The sequence below is a fragment of the Thermocrispum agreste DSM 44070 genome (assembly GCF_000427905.1).
Taxonomy (GTDB): Bacteria; Actinomycetota; Actinomycetes; order Mycobacteriales; family Pseudonocardiaceae; genus Thermocrispum; species Thermocrispum agreste.
The window spans coordinates 427969-451759 of sequence record NZ_KE386604.1; the positions used below are offsets into that span (position 1 = coordinate 427969).

The following is a 23791-nucleotide window of genomic DNA, read 5'->3' on the forward strand; positions in this document are numbered from 1 at the left end:
AGACCGGGTGGGGCTGCCACCAACGCCAGGTCTCTGTCCTGCCGGATGGGCTCTGACCTGGGATTTCGCCATCGTTTGATGCATGGCGAACATCGTTGCGGCTCCCGTTTCCGCCCGGTCGGCCACCGCCCCTGTCACCCGTTCGGCGTGGCCGCACCCGCTGGCCGTCGGCCGTCTGCTCGGCATGACCGGCGTGATCGTGGCGTTCGTGTTCATGCTCCTGCTGCACCTGTTGGCGGGGGCCGCCATTCAGCCGGTGACCGAGACGCTCTCCGGTGCGGTGTTCGCTCCCGGGGTGGGGTGGATGTTCCCGGCCGGGGTGACGAGCATGGCGGTGGCCGGCCTCGGCGTGGCCGTCGTGCTGCACGGCAGCGGACTGCCGGTCGGCCGGGTGGCCATGGTGGGCGCGTGGCTGACCACGGTCGGGCTGGTGTTGGTGACGCTGTTCCCCACCGATCGGGTCGGTGCCGGGTCGATCTCGGCGCAAATCCACCGCTACGCCGCGGCGGTCGCGCTGCTCGCGGTGCCGGTCGTCGCTCTGCTGGTCGCCCGGCTGCTCGGGCACGGCAAGCGGATGCTGCAGGCCGCGGCGTGGTTCGTGGTGGTGGTCCTGGTGCTCACCGGTGTGGCGATCTTCCTGCCCGGTGTCTTCGATCCGGTGCGCGGGGTGATTCAGCGCGTGCTGCTGGTCGGGGAGCTGGTGGTGCTGGCGCAGCTGATCCACCTGACGGTGCGGGCCGCCGTGCGCTCCGACCGGCCGGTGCTCGCTGCCAACCGCGAGACTTCGTCCACAGCTGAGTCACCGGAGGCTGTGACAGCGACGTCCGCCGCTTGTCTGGAAGGCTCAGCCGTGTAGCGGGTCGTGCTCGCCAAAAGGCGTCCCAGCGGTCCAGGTCGTGTGCGGCAGCGCTTGCCGCACACGACGCCTGCCCGGCGCGGGATGACGCCTCGAACGGCTCGGACGATTGATTCAGTTCGTCACGATTCCTGGCGCAGTTCCGCCGGTTCGGGATCGTCCGGTCGGATGCGTCGACTGCCACGCTTCCGAGCCAGGCGTGGGCTGACGACGATCGCGGGCCAGTGTGCCCCATCACACTGCTCGCGGCATGCTGCCGCCTTGACCTCGGCAGCGGCGTGGCATAGGAGAGACGCATGCCTATCTACTCCTTCGAGGGGAAGACCCCGCGTGTGCATCCGGACGCTTGGATCGCTCCCACGGCGACGCTGATCGGGGACGTCGAGGTCGGCGCGGGCGCGTCGATCTGGTACGGCGCCGTGCTGCGAGCAGACTTCGGTCGCATCGTGGTCGGCGAGGGCGCCAACATCCAGGACAACGCCGTCGTGCACGTCAACGAGGGCGTGTGCGAGATCGGCAAGAACGTCACGGTCGGCCACCAGGTGCTGGTGCACGACTGCACCGTCGGCGAGCAGGCGCTGATCGGCAACGGCGCGACGGTGCTGGACAAGGCGGTCATCGGCAAGAAGGCGATGGTGGCCGCGGGCGCGGTGGTGACACCGAACACCGAGGTGCCCCCGGAGTCGATCGCGATGGGCGCACCCGCCAAGCGGATCCAGCCGCTGAGCGAGTCGCAGCGGGGCTGGGTGGAGTACAACGCGGTCATCTACCAGGAGATGGCGCGCAGGCACCGGGACGGCATCCGGCTGGTGGAGGAAGCCGAGCGGCCGGACGCGTGAGGGCCGGGCCACCGGATGCGTGGTGCGGATCCCAACGGTGCCGACCGCCTGGCCCGCGGACGATACGCTCAGCTCATGACCCACCAGCCGCAGATTTCCACCCTGGCCGCCACCGACCCCGAGGTGGCGAACCTGATCGAGGCCGAGGCCCGGCGCCAGCACGACAAGATCCGCATGATCGCCTCGGAGAACTACGTGTCCGAGGCCGTGCTGGAGGCGACGGGCACGGTGCTGACCAACAAGTACTCCGAGGGGTACGCCGGCAAGCGGTACTACGAGGGCCAGCAGGTGATCGACCAGATCGAGCGGCTGGCCATCGAGCGGGCCAAGGCCGTGTTCGGGGTCGAGCACGCCAACGTCCAGCCGTACTCCGGCTCGCCGGCCAACCTGGCGGTGTACTTGGCGTTCGCCAAGCCCGGCGACAAGGTCATGGGGATGTCGCTGCCCCACGGTGGACATCTGACCCACGGCTGGAGCGTGTCGGCGACCGGCATGTGGTTCGAGCCGGTGCGCTACGGGGTGCGCAAGGACACCGGCCGGGTGGACATGGACGAGGTGCGCCAGCTGGCGCTGGAGCACCGGCCCAAGGTGATCTTCTGCGGCGGCACGGCCATCCCGCGGACCATCGACTTCCCGGCGTTCGCCGAGATCGCCCGCGAGGTCGGCGCTGTTCTGGTGGCCGACATCGCGCACATCGCCGGCCTGATCGCAGGCGGAGCGCACCCGTCCCCGGTCGGCCACGCCCAGGTCATCACCACCACGACGCACAAGACGCTGCGCGGCCCGCGGGGCGCCATGATCCTCTCGGACGCCGAGCACGCCAAGGCGATCGACAAGGCGGTGTTCCCCGGCCTGCAGGGCGGGCCGCACAACCACACCACGGCAGCCATCGCGGTGGCGCTGCACGAGGCGCAGCAGCCGTCGTTCACCGAGTACGCGCACACCGTGGTGGCCAACGCCAAGGCGCTGGCCGACGCGTTGCTGGAGCGCGGCTTCGACCTGGTGTCCGGCGGCACGGACAACCACCTGCTGCTCATCGACCTGACGTCGAAGGGGATCGGGGGCAAGCCCGCGGCGCAGGCGCTGGACCGCGCGGGCATCGAGCTGAACTACAACACCGTCCCGTTCGACCCGCGCAAGCCGTTCGACCCGTCGGGGATCCGGCTGGGCACCGCGGCGCTGACCACCCGCGGGCTGAAGCCGGAACACCAGCCGCAGATCGCGGACTGGATCGACCGGGCGGTGACGGCCGCGGTGAGCGGGGACGAGCCCGCCATCGAGAAGATCGCGGGCGAGGTGCGGGAGCTGCTGGCCCAGTTCCCCATGCCGGGTTACCTCGTCTGAGCGCACCGCAGGCAGCCAAGGCAGCGAAGAACTCCGACGCGGACCGGCCGAACCGGCTGCGCCGGGGTTCTTCTTCTCTTGGCTGAGGTATGCGCGGCACGCGCTGCGGTGACGTCGGACGGATTGTTCAGCGGACGCGCACGGGATCGCCGCTCGCGCTCGGCGCGGCCGCCGACGATCGGCCGGGCGGCCAGGAGAAGTAGGGAAATCGCGTCGGTGGGTGCTCAGGCTTCGCCGGTGGTCTGCTGTTCGCCCTCGCCGGGCTCGCCTTCCTCGGCGGCCCGCTGCTGCCTGGCCCGCTCGTAGGACGCCCTGATCTCGGCCTCCGCCTCGGCGCGGCCGACCCACCTGGCGCCCTCGACGCTCTTGCCCGGCTCCAGGTCCTTGTAGACCTCGAAGAAGTGCTGGATCTCCATCCGGTGATAGGTGTCCAGATGGTGGATGTCGCGCAGGTGCTCGGTGCGCGGGTCCTCGGCGGGGACGCACAGCACCTTGTCGTCGCCGCCCTTTTCGTCGGTCATCCGGAACATGCCGATCGCCCGCGCCCGGATCAGGCACCCGGGAAACGTCGGCTCCTGCACCAGCACCAGGGCGTCCAGCGGATCGCCGTCCTGGCCGAGCGTGTCGTCGATGAAGCCGTAGTCGGCCGGGTACTGCGTGGCGGTGAACAGCGTCCGGTCGAGTTTGATCCGGCCCGTCCGGTGGTCCAGCTCGTACTTGTTCCGTTCCCCTTTGGGGATCTCGATGGTGACGTCGAACTCCATGTTTCTCCTTCGTCGCGGCCGGCCGGCGAGGGCAACGTGCCCGGGTGTCCGTACGTTCATGCGTTTGAGGAGGTTTGTCCCACCCGCACTGCCGGGCGCGCGGCGTGTTTAGTGTGGACCAGGTACCGGGTGGTTGCATGCACGAGGCGTGGCGAGGGAGACGTAGGTGACAACGGAGCGTGGTCCAGGCCGCCCGCAGGAGGAGTGGCCGACCGTCGATCTGGACCCCGGCGCCGCGGCGCCGCGCCAGCCTTCCTCGCCGTATCCGCCCGGCACGGTGCGGCCGCCGGGGGAGCCGATCCCGGTCAAACGTCCGCCGCAGCAGGAACAGCAGCCGCAGCAGCCGCAGGCACGGCCGCGGCCGGCGCCGGACGTGCCGTTGCACGAGATGCCGACGCGCATCATTCCCGCGGTCGAACCGCCGCAGCCGCCGGAGCCGGAACCCGACCCGCAGCCCGAGGGCGCCGGAGGCGGCAAACGGAAGCGGCGGCTCATGGTGCTCGTCGTCCTCGCCGTGGTCGTCGTGCTGCTGGCGGCGGCCGCCGTCGTGCTGACCCGGCCGTCGGTCGCCAATCGGTTGATGCTGCCGTGGGCGCCGAACAAGCCGCTGGCGGACGAACCCGCGCCCATGACCCTGTCGAGGGCCATCACGGTGCCCACGGCGAAGCAACCGCCGACCCCGGGCGGGGTCGAGAAGGCGCTCGCTTCCGTGGTCGGCGACCCGGCGCTGGGCGTACTGGCCGGCGTCGTGGTGGACCCGTCGACCGGTGACGTGCTGTGGGAGAAGGACCCGGGCCTCGCGTCGCCCCCGGCCTCGACGCTCAAGATCCTGACCACCGCTGCGGCCCTGCTCGAACTCGGCCCGGACGCCAGGTTGACCACGCGTGTGGTGCAAGGCGCACCGCGCGAGGTGATCCTGGTCGGCAGTGGCGATCCCACGCTGACCGTGCTGAAGGACTCCGAGGATTCGTTCTATCCAGGGGCCGCCACGGTGGACGAGCTGGCCGAGCAGGTCCGGAAGGCGACCGGGGGCAAGGTCGACATCGTGCGGGTCAGCACCGCTGCCTACCGCGGTCCGGCCACCGGGCCCGGTTGGGATCCGTCGGATGCTCCGTCGACGTACGCGGCGCCGATCGAGCCGGTGATGGTGGACGGCGGCCGGCTGGATCCGACCCGGTTCGATGCGGACCGTGCCTTGGAGCCCGCGCTGGAGGCCGCGCGGGCGCTCGCCACCCGGCTGGACGCCCAGGCCGTGTCCGGCGAGCCGGACGTCTCGGAGGACGCCGACGTCCTCGGTGAGGTGCAGTCACCCCCGGTCGAGGAACTGGTCACGATCGCACTGACCGATTCCGACAACGTGCTGTCCGAGGCCCTGGCCAGGTGGGTGGCCACCGAGCGGGGCGAGGAGCCGTCGTTCGACGGCGCGGCCAAGGCCGTGCGGGCGGTGCTGGAGGAGGCGGGGTTCGACCTGGCAGGCGTGGAGATCGCCGACGGCAGCGGGCTGTCGCCGGAGAGCAAGGTGCCTCCCCGGCTGCTGGCTGACATCCTCACCGCGGCGGCCGGTGACGACGAGGTGGCGCAGAAACTGCGTCCGCTGCTGGCCGGCCTGCCGGTCGCCGGCGGCACCGGCACGCTGTCCGATCGGTACGTCGACGGCCAGGCCGAGCAGGCCAAGGGCTGGGTGCGGGCCAAGACAGGCACACTGGACCGTGTGAACACCCTGGCCGGCACGGTGCTCACCGAGAGCGGCTCGACGTTGGTCTTCGCGTTGATGTCCGTCGGTACCGATCAGCAGGTCGCCCGGCCCGCGCTGGACGACGTCGTGGGCGCGCTGCGTGGTTGCGGATGCTCGTGAGCGGGTAGCGTCGAGGCTGTGAGTGAGCCGACTACCCACGACAAACCTGCCGGCCCGGCATTGGTCGACTGGGACGTGGCCGCGTCCACGGCGGCGGTCTTCGTCGGCGGCGGGCCGGGGGTGCCGCCCGCCGAGGCGGAGCAGGCGGTGGCCGAACTGACTCGGCTGGCCCGCACCGCCGAGCACCACGTGCGGGAACTGACCGGGATGGGCGCAGGCCTGCCGATCCCGGAGGCCGCGGTGCTGGATCGGCGGTCGTGGGTGCGTGCGGCCGCGGACGGGCTGGACGCGCTCACCTCGCGCGCCATCGCGTCCCACCCGCGGGCGGCCGAAGCGGTCGCGAGCAAGCGGATGATGCCCAGGAGCGCGGGCGTGCAGACCGGCCTGGCCCTGGCGTTCTTGGGCACCAAGGTGCTCGGGCAGTACGAGCCGTTCGGCCGCGACGGAAGCGGTGGGCGGTTGCTGTTGGTGGCGCCGAACATCGTGCACGCCGAGCGGGCGATGGGCGTGCCCGCGCAGGAGTTCCGGCTGTGGGTGTGCCTGCACGAGTCCACCCACCGGCTGCAGTTCACCGCCGTGTCCTGGCTGACCGAGTACTTCGTCGACGAGGTGGGCCGGTTCATCGCCGGGATGGACGACGTGCCGTCGAACTTCTTCGCCCGGCTGCCGGACGTCATCCGGTCTGCGCGCGGCGGCACGCTCGGCTTGGTGGAGGCCATGCAGTCGCCGGGCCAGCGCAAGGCGTTCGACCGCCTGGTGGCGCTGTCCACCCTGCTGGAAGGGCACGCCGATTTCGTCATGGACGCGGTCGGCCCCCAGGTGGTGCCGTCGGTGGCGAAGATTCGCCGCCGGTTCACCGCGCGCCGCAAGGGCGGCAGCATGCTGGACCGGCTGCTGCGGGTGCTGCTCGGGGTCGACGCCAAGATCCAGCAGTACGAGCAGGGCGGCGCCTTCGCCCGGCACGTGCACCGGCGGGCGGGCATGGCAGGCCTCAACGCGGTGTGGCGGTCGCCGAACACCCTGCCGACCAGAGCGGAGATCTCCGAACCAGAGGCATGGCTGCGTCGCATCAACCCGTGAGGATCGCGCCCAGCGTCGCGCCGGGCGGCAAGCCCGGGCGCGCGGGCCCGGCTTCCATGCAGATCCGCGCCGCGGTGCGGGCAGTGCTGGCCGAGGCGGAGGTGTCCGGGCCGGTGGGGGTGGCGGTGTCCGGCGGAGCGGATTCACTGGCGCTGGCCGCTGCCGCTGCGGCGATCGCGGGTGAAACCCACGCCGTCGTGGTCGATCACGGCTTGCAACCGGGGTCGGCCGAGATCGCCGAGGCCGCCGCCGAGGTCGCCCGCAAACTCGGCGTCACCACCGCGCGCGTCGTCCCGGTCGAGGTGGACGGCCCCGGCGGGCTGGAAGCCGCGGCCCGGCGGGCCCGGTACTCCGCGTTGCGCCAAGCGTTGCCGCACATGCCGGTCCTGCTCGGCCACACCCTCGACGACCAGGCGGAGACCGTCCTGCTCGGCCTCGGCCGGGGCTCGGGGCCACGGTCGATCGCGGGCATGCGGCCGATCGACCCGCCGTGGCTGCGGCCGCTGCTGGACCTGCCGCGGTCGGTGACCGCCCGGTCGTGCGCCGAACTCGGGGTCGAGCCGTGGCAGGACCCGCACAACGCCGACCCCGCCTTCACCCGGGTACGGCTGCGTACCGAGGTCATCCCGCTGTTGGACGATGTTCTGCAGGGCGGTGTCGCGGGAGCATTGGCCCGGACCGCCCGTCAGGTCAGAGAAGACCTGGAAGCCCTGGATGCGCTGGCCGGCGACTTGCTCACCGCCGCGCGGCTGCCCGGCGGTGAGCTGGCCGTCGGGCCGCTGGAAGGTGCACACGCGGCGATCCGGCGCCGGGCACTGCGCCGGTGGTTGCTCGACCGCGGAGCGCGCGATCTCAGCGAGGGGCACCTGCGCGCGGTCGACGACTTGGTGAGCCGATGGCGGGGGCAAGGGGGAGTGTGGCTCCCCGGGGACTTGGTGGCCGCCAGGGCACATGGCAGGCTGACGCTGGCCGGCAGACGCGAACGGGTGAACGAGGAGTGCGGATGAACGTCGGAGGGGACCAGCCGGGTGTGGCGACCGGGCCCTACGCGGGCGAGATCGCCAAGGTGCTGATCACCGAACAGCAGATCAAGGACAAGACCGCGGAACTGGCGACCAAGGTCGCCGCCGACTACTGCGGCATCGTGGCGCGAGGCGAGGATCTGCTGCTGGTCGGGGTGCTCAAGGGGGCGGTGATGTTCATGACGGACTTCGCCCGCGCCCTGCCGATCCCGGCCCAGCTGGAGTTCATGGCGGTCAGCTCCTACGGATCGTCCACGTCCTCCTCCGGCGTGGTGCGCATCCTGAAGGACCTGGACCGCGACATCACCGGGCGGCACGTGCTGATCGTGGAGGACATCGTCGACTCCGGGCTGACCCTGTCCTGGCTGTTGCGCAACCTGGCCACGCGCAACCCGGCCTCGCTGGAGGTGTGCTCGCTGCTGCGCAAGCCGGAGGCGGTGAAGGTGGACGTCCCGGTCAGCTACGTGGGCTTCGACATCCCCAACGAGTTCGTGGTCGGCTACGGGCTGGACTACGCGGAGCGTTACCGGGACCTGCCGTTCATCGGCCTGCTCGACCCCAAGGTGTACGCGGCGTGAACGCGATTGCGGCAGGCAGGTGCCAGCTGCCGCAACGGCGTTGCCAATTCGATGGCGATCGGGAACCCTGATCGCAGAGAAACCGTCATATCGGCACAACCGGTGCGTTAACCTTAGCGAACACGACGAGCCGCGCTGCGGGGCGCGGACTGGGGAACAGGGGAGAGTGACCAATGGCCAAGACCCTCGCAGACGCGGAGGCGTTCGCCAGGGCGGCCGCTGAGGGCCAGATCGGCATCGATCCGGATGCCGCCAGGACCGTGCTGAGCAAGATCCGTGCAGGCAAGGACGAGGTCGAGGACCTGCTGCGTGCGGTGGACGAGCTCAACGTCCAGCCGAAGCTGGGCGCCAACCCGGTTGGCACGGCGATGGCCAGGAAGAGCGCCAACCGTGCCGCGGGGAGCGAGGACTCGTACGAGCAGGCGTTGCGGAACTTGCACGCACACTACGAGAAGGTCGAGCGGGCGTTGGTCGCGGCCATCGAGAACTACGAGGAGATGGAAGCCGCGGGTGCCGAGTCCTTCCGGCGGCAGATGTGACGCCTCACCCGCCCAGCCAGTCGTCCTTCGTGTTCAGGAGCAGGGGGAACCGTGTACGAATCCGATGACAACCGGCCGCAGGTGCCCGGCGGGCGATCTCCGCACGGGGCGGGGCGGTCGACGGACGTTCTCGGCGACACCTCGACCGCCGAGCAGCTGGTCCGGTCCGCGCAGCGCAACCGCGACGACTTCATGTACGGCGACGACCGGGCCATCACCAATCCGCCGAACTGGCCGTCGTACTCCAGCCGCGAGCTGTACGAGGGCGCGGTCAACAACAACGACCCCGGCTCGGCGGAAGAGCTCGGCGCGCTGTGGATGTCGCAGGGCAAGCGGCTCAGCGACGCCGCGGACGCGCTGTACGAGGCGATCACCGAGCTGGCGGGCGCGTGGGTCGGCAAGGCCTCCGGTGCCGCGCAGGGCGCGCTGGTCGAGGTGGCCAACGCCTCCAGCACGGCGGCGGACGCCGCGCGCACCATGGGCAAGCGCATGCAGGACCAGGCGGCGGCCGCGGCCGAGGTGAAGAAGATGCCGCCGCCGAAGGAGTTCGACCTGGACCGGGCGCTGGCCGCAGGCCTGTCGGGTGGCCCGGCCGCGATGGCGGCGGACATGAAGAAGCAGGCGGACGAGGCGCGCGCGGTGCAGCAGGAGCAGCAGCGCTACATGAACGCCTACACCAAGGCGATGTCCGAGGTGGACAGCACCACGCCGAGCTTCGCCCCCGAGTCGATCGGCCTCAAGCCGGTCGAGCAGAGCCACCGCAGCACGTCCGTGCGGGGCACCCTGTCCGGGTTCAGCGGCGCGGGCGGCGAAGCCACCTCGCTGAGCAGCATCGGCGGCGAGGTGCGCGGCATGAACGCCGGCCAGCTGGGCTTCGCGGGCGGCTACTCCGGTGGCGCCGGCAGCGGCGGCAGCGGCGTGGCCGGCGGTGTCGATGTCGACGGCGGTCACCGTGGCGCGGCGACGGACAAGCCGGTGAGTACCAGCGGTACGGCGCAGATCACCAGCCAGGGCAACGGTCCGAGCGCGGGTTCCGCGTTGGGTGCTGCGGCGCTGGGCGCCGGCGTGGGTTACGCGGGCGCCAAGGCGCTCAGCAGGGCCACCACGGGTGGCGGCAAGCACTCCGGCCGCAAGCCGGGTGAGGAGCCGGAGCCGACGCTGGCCGAAGGCGCGCAGACCGGGGTGGCGGAGAACATGGAGGTTCCGCCGCAGGGCGCTCCGCCGGAGGCGACGACCCAGGCCCCGGTGCTGCAGGGTCAGCCACCGCTGGCCAAGCCGGGCGCGACCGCGGCGGTGGCCAGCGGCGACCCGCAGCTGCAGGCGAAGGGGCAGCCGCATCCGCACGGGCAGCCGTTGCCGCAGCAGCCGCTGCCGCAGCAGGCGCAGGCCGCCGCGATGGCGCCGGGGCCGGTGCAGCCGATGGGCCCGGCAGGCGCCGGTGCCCCCGTGGCCGGTGCGGCGGGCGCGGGCGCCCAGGGCGCGGAGGACGCCGAACACAAGTCGTCGTACCTCATCCAGCCGGATCCGGACGACATGTTCGGTCCCGCCGAGGCCGTCACCTCCGGCGTCATCGGCGCGGACTTCGACGATGACGACGAGTGACCCCGGGCTGGCCTGATCGATGACCCAGCCCGCATCGAGCCCGATCACGGCGCTGGAGTTCGACTTCCTCTGGGAGCTGGCCGAGCCGGGCGAGGTGCCGTACCCGCTGGTGCGGACGTCGCACGGCAGGACCGTGGGCGAGCGTGATCAGCTGCGCCGCACGGTGCTTGCCGACCTCGCCCGGCGCGGCATGCTCGACGGCGCCGGGCGGGTCGAGCCGCGCTTGGCCGGGTACTTGGAGATCCTGGCAGGCGGCGAGCTGACGGTCGACGCGGTGCACATCGCCGAGCGCGGCCGCAAGGCCGTCCGCGTGGTGGCCGGTGCGCTGGACGGCCGTGGGCTGCTCGCGGTGCAGGACGAACGCGGCCTGTGGCTGAAGGAGATCCCGCACGACGGGCTGGCCAGCGCGGTGGTGTCGCTGCTGCCGCCCGGCGAACGCGGCACGCTGCGTTCGGTGACCATGCCGGTGGACGAGCTGATGACCGGTGCCGGGGTGGACTTCCTGCAGCGCAAGGACCCGTCCGGGCGGCAGAGCCCGATCGACGAGGACCGCAAGGTGCTGGCGCAACTGCACGCCGAGGAGCGAGTGCGGGGCGGCCAGATCGGCGCCAATGTGCGGACCGAGGTGGGCACCAAGGCCCGCTCCCCGGTGTTGAGCTGGTTCGATACCGTGTCGGGCCGGTACCTGACCAGGGCCAGCACCGGCACCGACGGCCGGGAGTGGATCACCGTGGCGCCCGCGGATGCGGCGACGCTGCGGGAACGCATCAACGAGATGATCAACGGGGTGCAGCGCGCGGACAGGGAGGTCGTGTGAGCGAGCGAACCCTCACCCCGATGCAGTTCGACTTCCTGTGGGAACAGCTGGGGTTGGGCGAGCATCCGTATCCGCTGCAGGTGCCGTCGCACGGCAAGACGATGAACGAGCGGGTCTCGTTGAAGCACCGGGTGGAGCGGGAGCTGCGGTCGCTCGGCCTGAAGAACTCCTACGGCGAGCTGGAACCGCAGCTGGACACGTGGCTGCGGGTGCTGGCCAGGCCCCAGGTGAGCGTGGACGCCGCGCACATTCCGGAGTTCCGGCATCCGCCGGTGTGCGCCATCGCCGCGCACGACGGGGAGAACGCGGTGCTGGTCAAGCAGACCAAGGAGGCCATCACGTTCCGGCCGATCTACCCGGACGCGCTGGCCTCGGAGATCATCTCGCTGCTGCCGCCGTGCCAGCGCGGCACCGAGCGGTCGGTCACCCTGTCGCTGGACGAGGCGCTGCGCACGCGCCCGGCGCTGGTGAAGGTCGGCCCCGATCCGGCGGAGCTGGAGCAGCAGAAGGAGAAGGAAAAGGAGAAGGCCGAGGCGAAGCCGAAGTCCCGGTTCGGGCTGTGGCGCAGGGAGCCGGAGGAGCCGAAACCGGAACCGGTGCGGCGCAAGCCGCTGTCCGAGCGCACGTCGGGGAACCCGCAGAAGGACTACGCGCTGCTGATCGCGCAGCCGCGGTTGCGCGGCGGGCAACTGGCCGCCAACGCGCGGGACGAAGCCGGCCAGAAGTTCCGTTCCCCCGCGTTGGCCTGGTTCGACACCGTCACCGGCCGGTATCTCAGCCTGGCCCGCCCCGGCCCGGACGGTCACGAGTGGATCACCGTCTCCGGCGCCGACGCCAAGACGTTGCGCACCAGGCTGGCCGAGATGGTGTCGTCGGTGCAGGCGCAGGCGGGGCTGAGTGTCTGATCGAGTCGGCGGAACCGGTGCCGCCGGTGCGACGTTGTCATGACGACGAGTCGTCCGCTGGACTGTCCGTATGCGTACGTGGACGTGGGTAGGAGCTGCTTCCGCGAGGGCGGTACGCTGGTAGGACGTGGTGTCTACCCGACGTTTTCCGGGTATGCACGCGGCGTGATGGCAGTCCGCGCAATCAGGGAGGTCAAGGCCGCCGAGGCCGATCAGCATGGACCGTAAGCGCCTGCTCAAGAACCCCCTGCTATGGCTGGTCGTGGCCATCGCAGCGTTCTTCTTGATCTCCACCCTGACGGACGAGAACCGTGACTACACCGCGGTGCCGACCTCGCAGGCGATGCAGCAGATCTCCGCGAACAACGTCGCCGAGGCTGTCCAGAAGGATCGCGAGCAGGAGATTCTCCTCACACTCAAGGAGCCGGTCGAGGTCGACGGGCAGCCGGCCACCAAGATCATCGCGCAGTACCCGGCGGGGGCAGGCGAGGATCTGGTCAACCAGCTGGTGAAGAACGACGTCAAGACGACGTCGGAGGTCACCCAGGACACCATCTGGGGCCAGCTGCTGATCTACATGATCCCGCTCGGCCTGCTGCTGTTGCTGCTGTTCTGGATGATGAACAACGCCCAGGGCGGCGGGAACCGGGTGCTCAACTTCGGCAAGGCACGGGCCAAGCAGCTCAGCAAGGACATGCCGAAGACGACGTTCGACGACGTCGCGGGGGCCGACGAGGCGGTCGAGGAGTTGCAGGAGATCAAGGACTTCCTGCAGAACCCGGCGCGCTACCAGGCGCTCGGCGCCAAGATCCCCAAGGGCGTGCTGCTCTACGGCCCGCCCGGCACCGGCAAGACGCTGCTGGCCAGGGCGGTCGCAGGCGAGGCCGGGGTGCCGTTCTACTCCATCTCCGGTTCGGACTTCGTGGAGATGTTCGTCGGTGTCGGTGCCTCGCGCGTGCGCGACCTGTTCGAGCAGGCCAAGCAGAACGCGCCGTGCATCATCTTCGTCGACGAGATCGACGCGGTCGGCCGCCAGCGCGGCGCGGGCCTGGGTGGTGGCCACGACGAGCGCGAGCAGACGCTGAACCAGCTGCTGGTGGAGATGGACGGCTTCGACTCGCGCGGCGGCATCATCCTGATCGCCGCCACCAACCGGCCGGACATCCTGGACCCGGCGCTGCTGCGGCCGGGCCGGTTCGACCGGCAGATCCCGGTGTCGGCGCCCGACCTGCGCGGCCGCCGGGCCATCCTGCAGGTGCACGCCAAGTCCAAGCCGCTGGCCCCGGACGTCGACCTGGACAGCCTGGCCAAGCGGACCGTCGGCATGTCCGGCGCCGACCTGGCCAACGTGCTCAACGAGGCGGCATTGCTCACCGCCCGGCAGAACGGCACCCAGATCACCAACGCAGCGCTGGAGGAGTCCGTCGACCGGGTGATCGCCGGCCCGGCGCGCAAGAGCAGGATCATCTCCGAGAAGGAGAAGAAGATCACCGCCTACCACGAGGGCGGGCACGCGCTGGCGGCGTGGGCGATGCCGGACATCGAGCCGGTGTACAAGCTGACCATCCTGCCGCGCGGGCGCACCGGCGGGCACGCGCTGATCGTCCCGGAGGACGACAAGGAGCTGATGACCCGCTCGGAGATGATCGGCAGGCTGGTGTTCGCCATGGGCGGGCGCACCGCCGAGGAACTGGTCTTCCACGAGCCGACCACCGGCGCGTCGGCCGACATCGAGCAGGCAACCAAGATCGCCAAGGCGATGGTCAAGGAGTACGGCATGAGCGCCCGGCTGGGCGCGGTCAAGTACGGCCAGGAGCAGGCCGACCCGTTCCTGGGCCGGTCCGCAGGCCGGGACGCCGACTACTCGCTCGAGGTCGCGCACGAGATCGACGAGGAAGTCCGCAAGCTCATCGAGACCGCGCACACCGAGGCCTACGAGGTGCTGTCCACCTACCGGGACGTGCTCGACGACCTGGTGATGGAGCTGCTGGAGAAGGAGACCTTGCACCGCAAGGACCTCGAGCGCATCTTCGCGAAGGTGGAGAAGCGCCCGCGGATCACCGTGTTCAACGAGTTCGGCAAGCGCAAGCCGTCGGACAAGCCGCCGATCAAGACGCCTGCCGAGCTCGCCGCCGAGCGCGGTGAGCCGTGGCCGCCGCCGGGCAAGCAGGCCAAGCCGGACGCGGCCGAGCAGCCACGACCGCAGGAAGAGCCCGCCACCCAGGTGGTCACGGCCGCGCCGGAGGAGCCGGTCACCGGTCCCGGCGCCAACGGCGGTGGCACCAACAGCGACAATCCGTACGCGTACCGGCCGGCCAGGTCGAACGGCGGGGCGCCGCCGAACTACGGGGCTCCGCCCGGCTGGCGGCCGGCGACGTGGCCGAAGCGACGGAACCCCGGCACGTACACCCCGCCGCCGACCCGGCCCCCGGGCGTGGCGAACGAGCCGGGGCAGCATCGACGGGACGACGAGGACGGTCATCATCAGCGGTGAGCACCCGCGGCTGCGTGTCGACGTCAACGAGTACGAAGACGTCATCGCTCCGCGAGAGGATTCGGATTCGACATTCGATCTGGCGCGCGCCGAGAAGGCCGTGCGCGAGTTGCTCATTGCCTGTGGCGAGGACCCGGACCGACCCGGGTTGCAGGAGACCCCTGCCCGGGTGGCGAGGGCCTTCCAGGAGATGTTCGCCGGCTTGCACACCGACCCGGACGAGGTGCTGGACCGGACGTTCGACGAAAGCCACGAGGAGCTGGTGCTCGTCACGGACATCCCGATGTTCAGCACCTGCGAGCACCACCTGGTGCCGTTTCACGGCGTGGCCCATGTCGGGTACATCCCGGACGAGCGCGGCCGCGTGGCCGGCCTGTCCAAGCTCGCCAGGCTGGTGGATCTGTACGCCAAGCGACCGCAGGTGCAGGAGCGGCTGACGTCGCAGATCGCCGATGCCCTGGATCGCAAGCTCAACCCGCGCGGGGTCATCGTGGTGATCGAAGCCGAGCACCTGTGTATGGCCATGCGGGGAATCCGCAAACCAGGCGCACGCACCACCACGTCGGCGGTGCGGGGGATCCTGAAGACGTCCGCGGCCTCCCGGGCGGAGGCGCTCGACCTGATCAAGGCACGTCGATGAGCTTCCAGTTGCCACGCCCAGGGCGTTGCGTGGTGATGGGGGTGCTCAACGTGACGCCCGATTCGTTCTCCGACGGTGGCCGCTACCTGCATTTGGACGACGCGCTGGCGCACGCGGCGCAGATGGCCGCGGAGGGCGCCGACCTGATCGACGTCGGCGGCGAGTCGACCAGGCCGGGTGCCGAGCGAGTGGCCGCCGAGGTGGAGCGGGACCGGGTGATCCCGGTGATCAAGGAGCTGGCCGCCGACGGGCTGGTGCTGTCGGTGGACACCACGCGCGCGGCTGTTGCCGCCGCAGCGCTGGAGGCGGGCGCCGCGGTGATCAACGACGTGTCCGGTGGCCTGGCCGATCCGGACATGGTGCATGTCGCGGCGGACGCGAAGGTTCCGCTGGTGCTGATGCACTGGCGTGGGCACAGCCGTGACATGGACCGCCTGGCCATCTACGACGACGTGGTCACGGACGTGCGCGACGAGTTGAGCCGCCGGGTGGACGCCGCACTGGCGGCCGGGGTGTCGGCCGAGCAGATCGTGCTGGACCCCGGCCTGGGGTTCGCCAAACGCCCGCACCACAACTGGGCTTTGCTGCACCGCCTGGGGGAAATCCTCGACCTGGGCTTTCCGGTGTTGATCGGCGCTTCTCGCAAGCGGTTCCTGGGCAGTCTGCTCGCCGTCGGCGACACGCCCCGGGAGCCCAGCGGCCGGGAGGACGCCACGACTGCCGTCTCGGCGCTGGCTGCGGCCAACGGGGCGTGGGGCGTGCGGGTGCATGCCGTCCGGCCGTCGCTGGACGCGGTGAAGGTGGCGCACGCCTGGATGCGGGGCAAGCCGTGACGCGCGGCGACCGCATCACGCTGACCGGTTTGCGGGTGCACGGCCGCCACGGGGTCTTCGACCACGAGAAGCGCGACGGCCAGGATTTCGTCGTCGACGTGGTCGCCTGGCTGGATCTGGCCAAGGCGGCGGCGACGGACGACCTGGCGGACACCCTGGACTACGGCGCCCTTGCCGAGCAGGTGGCCGCGATCGTCGGCGGGGAGCCGTGCGACTTGATCGAGACGGTCGCCGAGCGGATCGCCCGGCACGTACTGAGCGACGAGCGGGTGCAGGCCACCGAGGTGACCGTGCACAAACCGTCGGCACCGATTCCGCGCGAGTTCGCCGACGTCGCCGTGACCGTGTACCGACGGCGGGAGGGTGCCGGGGAGGACGCTCGGCAACGATGAGCGACGCCGTGTTGTCCCTTGGATCGAACCTCGGGGACCGGCTGGCCTATCTGCAGCTGGCCGTGGACGGACTGGGCCCCCGGGTGCGCGCGGTGTCCCCGGTGTACGAGACCGAGCCGTGGGGCGTCACCGACCAGCCGCTGTTCCTCAACGCCGTGGTACTGGCCGCGGACGACGACCTCGACCACTGGGGCTGGCTGCGGCTGGCCCAGGATCTGGAGCGCAAGGCCAACCGGGTGCGGGAGATCCGCTGGGGCCCGCGAACGTTGGACGTCGACGTGGTGACGGTCGATCAGGTGCGCTCGGACGATCCGCGGCTGCTGCTTCCGCACCCCGGGACACCCGACCGCTCCAGCGTGCTGATTCCTTGGCTGGCCGTGGACCCGGATGCCGAGCTGCCCGGTCACGGCCGGGTGGATGCGCTGCTGGCGGCGCGCCCGGCACAGGAGCGGGCCGGTGTCGTGCGGCGGGACGATCTCGTGCTGCGCGTTGCGTGACGAGCCTGCGCCGGGTGCTCCTGGCTAGGCTGGCGGCGTGCACTTCACCCGGGTCACCGACTTGTTGCTGGCCGGCGTGATCGGTCTCGGTGCGGGGTACCTGCTGTTCGAGGTCGCCTCGTCGCAGATCCCGCGGCTGCCGACCGCCGCTGGCCTGCCGTTGGCGGTGCTGGCGTTGATCGAAGGCATCCTGGCGCGGTGGGTGAAGTCCAGGATCACCCGGCGGCAGGTGACCCAGCCGATCGTGGTGGCGCGGTGCGTCGTGCTGGCCAAGGCGTCGTCGTTGCTGGGGGCGGTGATGCTCGGCGGCTGGCTGGGCGCCTACTTCTATCTGGCGGGCCGGTCGAGCGTGGTGGCCGACGCCGAAGTACCCGCCGCGTTGATCGGTGCGGCCTGTGCCGCGGCCTTGATCGGCACGGCGCTGTGGCTGGAACACAGCTGCCGGACCCCTGACCAAAGGGACGCCGAGCGGGACGATCGGACAACGAGCTCATAGTTCTCGACACAGATTGGTCTCGGGCCGATAACTACCAGGTACCCTCGGGGCCATGCATCAGGACGGACACCGGTCGAGCCCCGCGTGGCTGGTTGCCGGAGCGATCTTCGCCGTGGTCGCCACGGTCCTGCTGGTGCTGTCCGATGATGCGCGCTGGTTGCGCCTGGGCATCGTCGCCGCGCTGTGGGCGGCGTTCCTCGGCGGTTTCCTCGCCACCCACTACCGCAGGCAGGCCGATCGCGCGGTGGAGTCGCTGGAAGACGCCCAGGCGATGTACGAGCTGGAGCTCGAGCGGGAAGTCGCCGCCCGCCGCGAGTACGAGCTGCAGGTCGAGGCCGACGCGAAGGTGGCAGCGGAGGAAACCACGCGCAAGGAGCTGGATGCCTTGCGCAACGAGCTGGCCACGTTGCGCGAGACGTTGCAGCGGCTGATGAACGGCGAGGTGCTCTACGAGCGAGTGGCGTTGACCGCGCAATCGACCCGCATGCGGTCACTGCGCAGCGAACCGAAGCCGAAGACGATCGACGCGCCGTCCAACCGGACCGACGGACCGCAACGGCAGTTGCGTAGCGCGCTGGCCGATCAGCGCACCGAGTTGTTGCCGCCGGTGGTCGATACTGCGCAGGAGCGTGACGGTTCGGCAGGCGCCGATCAGTCGGTGCGGCCGGGGCCGCGCCGCGGCGCGAACCGGCCGGTGGACGGCCCGCCGTCGTTCCCGGACGGCCAGCGGGGGCCCGGTGCGCGGGATCACGACCGGGCGGGCGGCCCGCGCCGTGAGGGTGCGGCTCGGCCGGATGCCGGTCGTGGCAGGCCAGCCGAGCCCGCGCCGCCCAGGATCCGGGAAGACGACTTCGCCCGGCGAGGCCGGCCGGAACGGCGCGGCGACGGCCGTCCGCCCGGCCACCCCGGCGAGAAGCCGGTGCATGCGGCGGCGCGATCGCCCGAGCCGGCCCAGGTGCGGCCGGCCCCACCGAATCGGGACCGGCACGCGGGCTTCCCCAACTCCAGGGACGAAGGACGTGAGCCACCGTGGCTGGGGCGTCGTGGCGCGGGCGCTGAGCCGCCCGCAGGTCGGCCGGAGCAGCAGCGGCGGCCCGATCCGGGCGAGGAGCGTGGCCGCGCACCGAAGGAGGACGTACCGCCGTGGCTGGCCGGTTCGGAGCCGAGCAGGCCGGTGCGGCCGCAAGGCGGCGACGTCCCGCATCGCCGCGGGCGCGATGCCGACGAGGCGAGGGCCCCGCGCGGTCGGCACGGAGCCGACGGTGACGACGTTCGTGACGAGTCGATCTTCGACGAGAAGACGCACATCACGCTCAACCCCACGTTGCCGCCCGCGGTGCGGGAGAACCTGCGCCCGGGTGGCCGTCGCCGCAAGGAGGAGCCCGAGCCGGGGTCGCCCGAGGTCGGCACGACCGGTTCGCGTCGCGACCGGGACGACGAGCCGGAGCGGCCGTGGTTGCACTCGGTCGAGTCGCAATCCGCGCAGCGCGAGGAGGAGGACGAGGCATACGGTTCGCACTCGTCCGGCCGCTCGGTCTCGGAGCTGCTGGCCGCGTACGGCTCCTCAGTGCCGCGCCGCCGTCGACGGCGTGACTAGCGGGCATCGTTACCCCGGAATCCCTGGCGCTCACCGAACGGTCGCCACGCCGGAATCCCTGGCGCTCACCGAACGGTCGCCACGCCGGAATCCCGGCGCCCACCGAACGGTCGCCACGCCGGAATCCCCGGCGCTCACCGAACGGTCGCCACGCCGGAATCCCGGCGCCCACCGAACCGTCGCTACACCGGAATCCCGGCCGCCCACCGAACCGTCGCCACGCCGGAATCCCCGCCATCGAACGTCGGTACCGGGTAAGCCGTTGCGGCGAGGGCTCCTCGTTCTCCCGGTCCGGGTAGGGGACCGTTCCATTCGGCGCAAGGTCGCCGGAACGACCGGAGTGGCCGGCAATGCACCTCCGTCCTGGTGTGATCGGTCACCTCGGCGCAGCCGAAGCCGATCGCGGTGAGTTACGCTGCCTCGCGTCGTCCGGTACCCACGCCGCGTGGGACTGGAACGAGCAAAGGAGCAACGATGCAGGCAAGCTCCCCGATGCCGCACGACGGCGGACGGCGGGAGGCCAGGTTGGCCGTCGGCGTGGTCTCCGCGGGCCGCGTCGGCAGCGTGCTCGGGGCCGCGCTGCGGCGCGCCGGGCACGAGATCGTCGCGGCGTCCGGAGTGTCCGCCGCATCCGTCCGCCGCGCCGAGACCCTGCTGCCGGACGTCCCGCTGCTGCCGCCCGACGAGGTGGCCAGGAAAGCCGATCTGGTCCTGCTCGCCATCCCGGACGACGCCTTGGCCGGGACGGTGCACGGCTTGGTGAACACCGGGTCGTTGCGGTCCGGCCAGATCGTCGTGCACACCTCCGGCGCCCACGGGGTCGACGTGCTGCGCCCGGCGGCCGAAGTCGGCGCGCTGTGTGTCGCTTTGCATCCCGCCATGACGTTCACCGGCCGCGCGGAGGACATCGAGCGGCTGGGCTCGGCGTGCATCGGAGTGACCGCCGCCGAAGGTGACGACGCAGCGGCCAACGTGGGTGAGGCGCTGGCGGTGGAGATGGGTGCCGAACCGGTGCGCATCCCGCAAGCCGCCCGGCCGCTGTACCACGCGGCGTTGACGCACGGCGCCAATCACCTGATCACTTTGGTGGCCGACAGCGTCGACCTGCTGCAGCGGGCAGGAATCGCCAACGCCGAGCGCGTGCTGGCCCCGCTGCTGTCGGCGGCGCTGGACAACGTGCTGCGGCACGGCGACCGCGCGCTCACCGGCCCGGTCGCCCGTGGCGACGCCGGCACGGTTCGCACCCACCTGGGTGTGCTGGTCGACGAAGCAGCCGATGTCCTGCCGTCCTACACTGCGCTGGCCACCCGCACGGCGACCCGGGCGCATGCCTCCGGCATGCTGCGCGACGACGGGTACGCAGCCATCAACGGGGTGCTGGGGAGAGGAACCCGATGACGTCGAGTCAGTCGAGCTTCGTCCGCGGCAAGCTGAACGTGATTGCCGACCCTGCCGAGGTGTCCCGCACCACGGCCGCGCTGCGTGCCGTCGGCCGCACGGTGGTGCTGGTGCCGACCATGGGCGCGCTGCATGCCGGGCACATGGAGCTGATCCGCCGCGCCAAGCGCATCCCCGGCAACGTCACCGTGGTGGTGTCGATCTTCGTCAATCCGTTGCAGTTCGGGCCGAACGAGGACCTGGACCGGTACCCGAGGACGCTCGAGGAGGACCTGGCCAAGCTCGAGCAGGCCGGGGTCGAGCTGGCGTTCACGCCGACCGTGCAGCACATGTACCCCGACGGCGAGCCGCGGGTGACGGTGCACCCCGGGCCGCTGGGCGACGAGCTGGAAGGCGCCAGCCGCCCTGGCCACTTCGCCGGGGTGCTCACCGTGGTGTCGAAGCTGTTCAACATCGTGCGGCCGGCGTATGCGTTCTTCGGCGAGAAGGATTACCAGCAGTTGGTGCTGGTCAAGGCCATGGTACGGGACCTGAACATGGACGTACGGGTGATCGGCGTGCCCACGGTGCGCGAGCCGGACGGGCTGGCGCTGTCGTCCCGCAACGCCTACCTGTCGCCGCGCGAGCGCGAGCTGGCGGTGACGCTGTCTGCCGCGCTGACCGCGGGCGCGCACTCCGCCCACAAGGGCGGTCCGGCGGCACTGGCCGCCGCAGAGGCCACGTTGGCCGCGCGGCCCGAGGTCGAGGTGGACTACCTGGAATTGCGTGATCCCCAGCTCGGCCCTGCCCCCGAGACCGGTGCCGCCCGACTGCTGGTGGCCGCGAAGGTCGGCGCCACCCGGTTGATCGACAACGTGGGGATCGTGCTGGGCGAACCGGAGTGACGAGAAAGGCACACCCATGCTGCGGACGATGCTGAAATCCAAGATCCACCGGGCCACCGTGACGCAAGCCGACCTGCACTACGTCGGCTCCGTGACGGTGGACGAGGACCTGATGACCGCGGCGGACCTGTTGCCGGGGGAGCAGGTCGCGATCGTCGACATCACCAACGGTGCCCGGCTGGAGACCTACGTCATCCCCGGCGCGGCGGGCAGCGGCGTGATCGGGATCAACGGGGCCGCCGCGCACCTGGTGCACCCCGGTGACCTGGTGATCCTGATGTCGTACGCGCAAATGGACGACGCCGAGGCCGCCACCTACCAGCCCAAGATCGTCTTCGTGGACGCGGACAACAAGATCGTCGAGCGGGGCACCGACCCGGGCAGCGCCCCGGAGGGGTCCGGGCTGATCAGCGGTTCGGTGCAGGCCGGCCGTCAGGCCGCGGAAGCGCCGGAGACCGCGGACGCCGCCAAGCTCGACGCCTTGCTGCACGCCGACGGCTGATGCTGCTCACCGTTTCCGCCCGCGACACGGACCTCAGGTTCGGCATCTACGAGGGCCGTGGCGACAGCGCGCGGCTGGTGCGCGACTGGCGAATGCGCACAGACAACCGGCTGACCGCCGACGAACTCGCCTGGACCATGCGCGGCATGCTCGGCGAGTACGCCGACCAGATCACCGGGGTGAGCGTGCTGTCGACGGTGCCGCCGGTGCGCCGGGAGCTGCGCGCGATGCTGAGCCGCTATTACCCGGACGTGCCGCGGGTGATCATCGAGCCGGGGGTGCGCACCGGGATCCCGCTGCGGGTGGACAACCCGAAGGAAGTCGGGCCGGACCGGTTGATGAACGCCATGGCGGTGCACGCGCTGCACCCGGACCGGCCTTGCGTCGTGGTGGACTTCGGCACGGCCACAGTGGTCGACGCGGTTTCGGCGGCCGGGGAGTTCCTCGGTGGCGCCTTCGCTCCTGGTATCGAGATCTCGCTCGACGCGCTGGCCACGCGCACCGCGGCGCTGCGGACCGTGGAGCTGGTGCGCCCGCGCTCGGTGATCGGGAAGAACACCGTGGAATGCCTGCAGTCGGGGATCTTGTACGGGTTCGCCGGGCAGGTGGACGGGTTGGTCAGCAGGGTGCTCGCGGAGTGGGGCACCGAGCAGGGCCAGGTGGCGGTGGTCGCCACCGGCGGGCTCGCCGGCTTGGTGGTGGCGGAGTCGCGCACGATCACCGAGCACCGGCCGGACCTGACCTTGCTCGGTTTGCGTCTGGCGTTCGAGCGCAACAAACGATGAACACCGCGGCGTGCCCGCGGCCTCGTTTGTGCCGATCTTCGCGGCGACCGGGAATGCCCGCTCCCGGGATCACACTTTCGGGTGGGGTGTGACGGGCACTTGTCCCGGCTGATCCGGCCCGCGACCGAATCGAGCTCGATCACGGTCGCGTGACTTATTTCACTTTGCGCACCTGGTCCCGGTGAGTGCTGAGGGCAGGTGCCGACAGGTATTCCCCGCCCGGCCGTCCGCCTTGCTCCTGGTCGTACCAACTGAACCGATTCGCTAACGGTCGTGCGTACCGGTACGGAGTTGGCGCGAAGCCGAGCTGCCGAAACTGGTGTCCTGGGCATTCTTGTCGGTTCTGCGGACCGCGGCATTGCCCCGTCGACGGCGGCGATGGGGGATGTGGCCGGATGAGGGCCGGTCACTCTTTCCGCCGGGACCGATTACCACCTGTCGCGCGGGCGGATCGTGCTGGCAATGCCCAGCTCGCTTTCCCGGCGTCCGCCCGGGTCGCGCCGGAAAGTGACGACGAGCCGGTGTCGCCCGGGCATGCAGGACGAACTCGATGCCGAGCCGGTGGATCACTTAGGGAGCGGTGTTCGTATGCGCGTGGCCGCTAATCCGGCAATCGGGAAAACATACCGTATTGATCGGAACCCCCGGCATGCCACCCGTGGTTGCCCACGGCTCCCGGCGTGCGGGCCGCTTGCGCCTTCGGGCCGGCCGGTGTGCGGACCTGCCGCGCCGCGCAGGACGAAGGGAGTGGGGGTTCCCTCGACCCGGTGAGCGGCCTGACCTGGGCGGGATCCGTACGTCAGCACCGGCGGCGCAGAAGCACGTGGCGTGCGCAGGCATTTCTTACCCGTGTCGGTCTACCGGACGCCGCCGACCGGCGGTGCGCCGAATAGCACGGTCGGCGGCGCGCCCGTGTGGACTATCCGCGGAACGCGTGGCGTTTGCGCAGGTGCGAGCGGAATAACGGTCCCAATCACCCTCTGATTGCGCCCGTCGTAGAATGTGGGTATTAATGACATGACCCGTCGTCCGTAGTGTGCATGGGACGCGTGACGATTCAGCCGGAGCATTA

The 23791-nt window shown here is 70.9% G+C and carries 23 protein-coding genes; 22 read left to right on the top strand and 1 reads right to left on the bottom strand.

All coding sequences use genetic code 11. The features are described 5' to 3' along the window. Positions 1 to 82 precede the first annotated feature (82 nt). The 3 genes from YWY_RS0116720 (at position 83) to YWY_RS0116730 (ending at position 3039) form a co-directional block, all read left to right on the top strand. Positions 83 to 856, top strand: a complete 774-nt coding sequence (locus tag YWY_RS0116720) for a DUF998 domain-containing protein (RefSeq protein WP_028848555.1) — start codon at positions 83 to 85, stop codon at positions 854 to 856. Positions 857 to 1152: 296 nt separating this feature from the next. Continuing rightward, positions 1153 to 1695, top strand: a complete 543-nt coding sequence (locus YWY_RS0116725) for a gamma carbonic anhydrase family protein (protein WP_028848556.1) — start codon at positions 1153 to 1155, stop codon at positions 1693 to 1695. Positions 1696 to 1770: 75 nt separating this feature from the next. Further along, the gene (locus YWY_RS0116730; protein ID WP_028848557.1) at positions 1771 to 3039 is read left to right on the top strand and encodes a serine hydroxymethyltransferase; all 1269 of its coding nucleotides are present in this window, start codon (positions 1771 to 1773) and stop codon (positions 3037 to 3039) included. 224 nt (positions 3040 to 3263) lie between these two features. Here YWY_RS0116730 and YWY_RS0116735 read toward each other — a convergent pair whose 3' ends face one another. Next, complete coding sequence (locus YWY_RS0116735) at positions 3264 to 3803, bottom strand: inorganic diphosphatase (RefSeq protein ID WP_028848558.1); 540 nt, start codon at positions 3801 to 3803, stop codon at positions 3264 to 3266. 166 nt (positions 3804 to 3969) lie between these two features. Here YWY_RS0116735 and dacB point away from each other — a divergent pair, with 166 nt between their 5' ends. The 19 genes from dacB to YWY_RS0116830 all read left to right on the top strand — a co-directional run bounded on the left by dacB (position 3970) and on the right by YWY_RS0116830 (position 22719). Then, a complete protein-coding gene (dacB, locus tag YWY_RS22505; protein ID WP_051310369.1) occupies positions 3970 to 5658 on the top strand; it encodes a D-alanyl-D-alanine carboxypeptidase/D-alanyl-D-alanine endopeptidase in 1689 nt (562 codons plus the stop codon). Between the two features lie 18 nt (positions 5659 to 5676). Further along, positions 5677 to 6738, top strand: coding sequence for a zinc-dependent metalloprotease (locus YWY_RS0116745; RefSeq protein ID WP_038045474.1), 1062 nt, complete (start codon positions 5677 to 5679; stop codon positions 6736 to 6738). 56 nt (positions 6739 to 6794) lie between these two features. After that, complete coding sequence (gene tilS / locus YWY_RS22510; RefSeq protein WP_038045721.1) at positions 6795 to 7745, top strand: tRNA lysidine(34) synthetase TilS; 951 nt, start codon at positions 6795 to 6797, stop codon at positions 7743 to 7745. Beyond that, positions 7742 to 8338 (top strand): hypoxanthine phosphoribosyltransferase, encoded by a 597-nt coding sequence (hpt, locus tag YWY_RS0116755; RefSeq protein WP_051310445.1) that lies wholly within the window; start codon positions 7742 to 7744, stop codon positions 8336 to 8338. Before tilS ends, hpt begins: the two co-directional genes overlap by 4 nt. A 173-nt stretch (positions 8339 to 8511) precedes the next feature. Continuing rightward, on the top strand, positions 8512 to 8877 hold the full coding sequence (locus YWY_RS0116760; protein WP_028848561.1) for a hypothetical protein: 366 nt from the start codon (positions 8512 to 8514) through the stop codon (positions 8875 to 8877). A gap of 51 nt (positions 8878 to 8928) precedes the next feature. Next, positions 8929 to 10479: a WXG100 family type VII secretion target gene (locus tag YWY_RS22515; RefSeq protein WP_051310370.1), complete on the top strand. Its 1551-nt coding sequence runs from the start codon at positions 8929 to 8931 to the stop codon at positions 10477 to 10479. Positions 10480 to 10498: 19 nt separating this feature from the next. Beyond that, complete coding sequence (locus YWY_RS0116770) at positions 10499 to 11296, top strand: ESX secretion-associated protein EspG (protein ID WP_028848562.1); 798 nt, start codon at positions 10499 to 10501, stop codon at positions 11294 to 11296. Next, positions 11293 to 12201 carry an ESX secretion-associated protein EspG gene (locus YWY_RS0116775; RefSeq protein WP_028848563.1) on the top strand — a complete coding sequence of 303 codons (909 nt, stop codon included), beginning with the start codon at positions 11293 to 11295 and terminating at the stop codon, positions 12199 to 12201. The genes YWY_RS0116770 and YWY_RS0116775 overlap by 4 nt, the downstream gene beginning before the upstream one ends. A 217-nt stretch (positions 12202 to 12418) precedes the next feature. Next, a complete protein-coding gene (gene ftsH / locus YWY_RS0116780; protein WP_028848564.1) occupies positions 12419 to 14695 on the top strand; it encodes an ATP-dependent zinc metalloprotease FtsH in 2277 nt (758 codons plus the stop codon). A 43-nt stretch (positions 14696 to 14738) separates the two neighbouring features. Beyond that, the gene (gene folE / locus YWY_RS0116785; RefSeq protein WP_028848565.1) at positions 14739 to 15335 is read left to right on the top strand and encodes a GTP cyclohydrolase I FolE; all 597 of its coding nucleotides are present in this window, start codon (positions 14739 to 14741) and stop codon (positions 15333 to 15335) included. Further along, entirely contained in the window at positions 15332 to 16168 is an 837-nt protein-coding gene (gene folP, locus YWY_RS0116790) for a dihydropteroate synthase (RefSeq protein ID WP_051310371.1), read from the top strand. Before folE ends, folP begins: the two co-directional genes overlap by 4 nt. After that, complete coding sequence (folB, locus tag YWY_RS0116795) at positions 16165 to 16560, top strand: dihydroneopterin aldolase (RefSeq protein WP_038045476.1); 396 nt, start codon at positions 16165 to 16167, stop codon at positions 16558 to 16560. The genes folP and folB overlap by 4 nt, the downstream gene beginning before the upstream one ends. After that, positions 16557 to 17057, top strand: a complete 501-nt coding sequence (gene folK / locus YWY_RS0116800) for a 2-amino-4-hydroxy-6-hydroxymethyldihydropteridine diphosphokinase (protein ID WP_028848568.1) — start codon at positions 16557 to 16559, stop codon at positions 17055 to 17057. Before folB ends, folK begins: the two co-directional genes overlap by 4 nt. 37 nt (positions 17058 to 17094) lie before the next feature. Beyond that, positions 17095 to 17553 carry a DUF3180 domain-containing protein gene (locus tag YWY_RS0116805; RefSeq protein WP_028848569.1) on the top strand — a complete coding sequence of 153 codons (459 nt, stop codon included), beginning with the start codon at positions 17095 to 17097 and terminating at the stop codon, positions 17551 to 17553. Between the two features lie 52 nt (positions 17554 to 17605). Next, positions 17606 to 19150, top strand: coding sequence for a DUF6779 domain-containing protein (locus YWY_RS0116810; protein ID WP_028848570.1), 1545 nt, complete (start codon positions 17606 to 17608; stop codon positions 19148 to 19150). Positions 19151 to 19624: 474 nt separating this feature from the next. Beyond that, positions 19625 to 20548: a Rossmann-like and DUF2520 domain-containing protein gene (locus YWY_RS22520; protein ID WP_084609332.1), complete on the top strand. Its 924-nt coding sequence runs from the start codon at positions 19625 to 19627 to the stop codon at positions 20546 to 20548. Then, a complete protein-coding gene (panC, locus tag YWY_RS0116820; protein WP_028848571.1) occupies positions 20545 to 21432 on the top strand; it encodes a pantoate--beta-alanine ligase in 888 nt (295 codons plus the stop codon). The genes YWY_RS22520 and panC overlap by 4 nt, the downstream gene beginning before the upstream one ends. Positions 21433 to 21448: 16 nt before the next feature. Continuing rightward, positions 21449 to 21934 carry an aspartate 1-decarboxylase gene (gene panD / locus YWY_RS0116825; RefSeq protein ID WP_028848572.1) on the top strand — a complete coding sequence of 162 codons (486 nt, stop codon included), beginning with the start codon at positions 21449 to 21451 and terminating at the stop codon, positions 21932 to 21934. After that, positions 21934 to 22719 (top strand): type III pantothenate kinase, encoded by a 786-nt coding sequence (locus YWY_RS0116830; protein WP_028848573.1) that lies wholly within the window; start codon positions 21934 to 21936, stop codon positions 22717 to 22719. The genes panD and YWY_RS0116830 overlap by 1 nt, the downstream gene beginning before the upstream one ends. The last annotated feature ends 1072 nt before the right edge of the window (positions 22720 to 23791 follow it).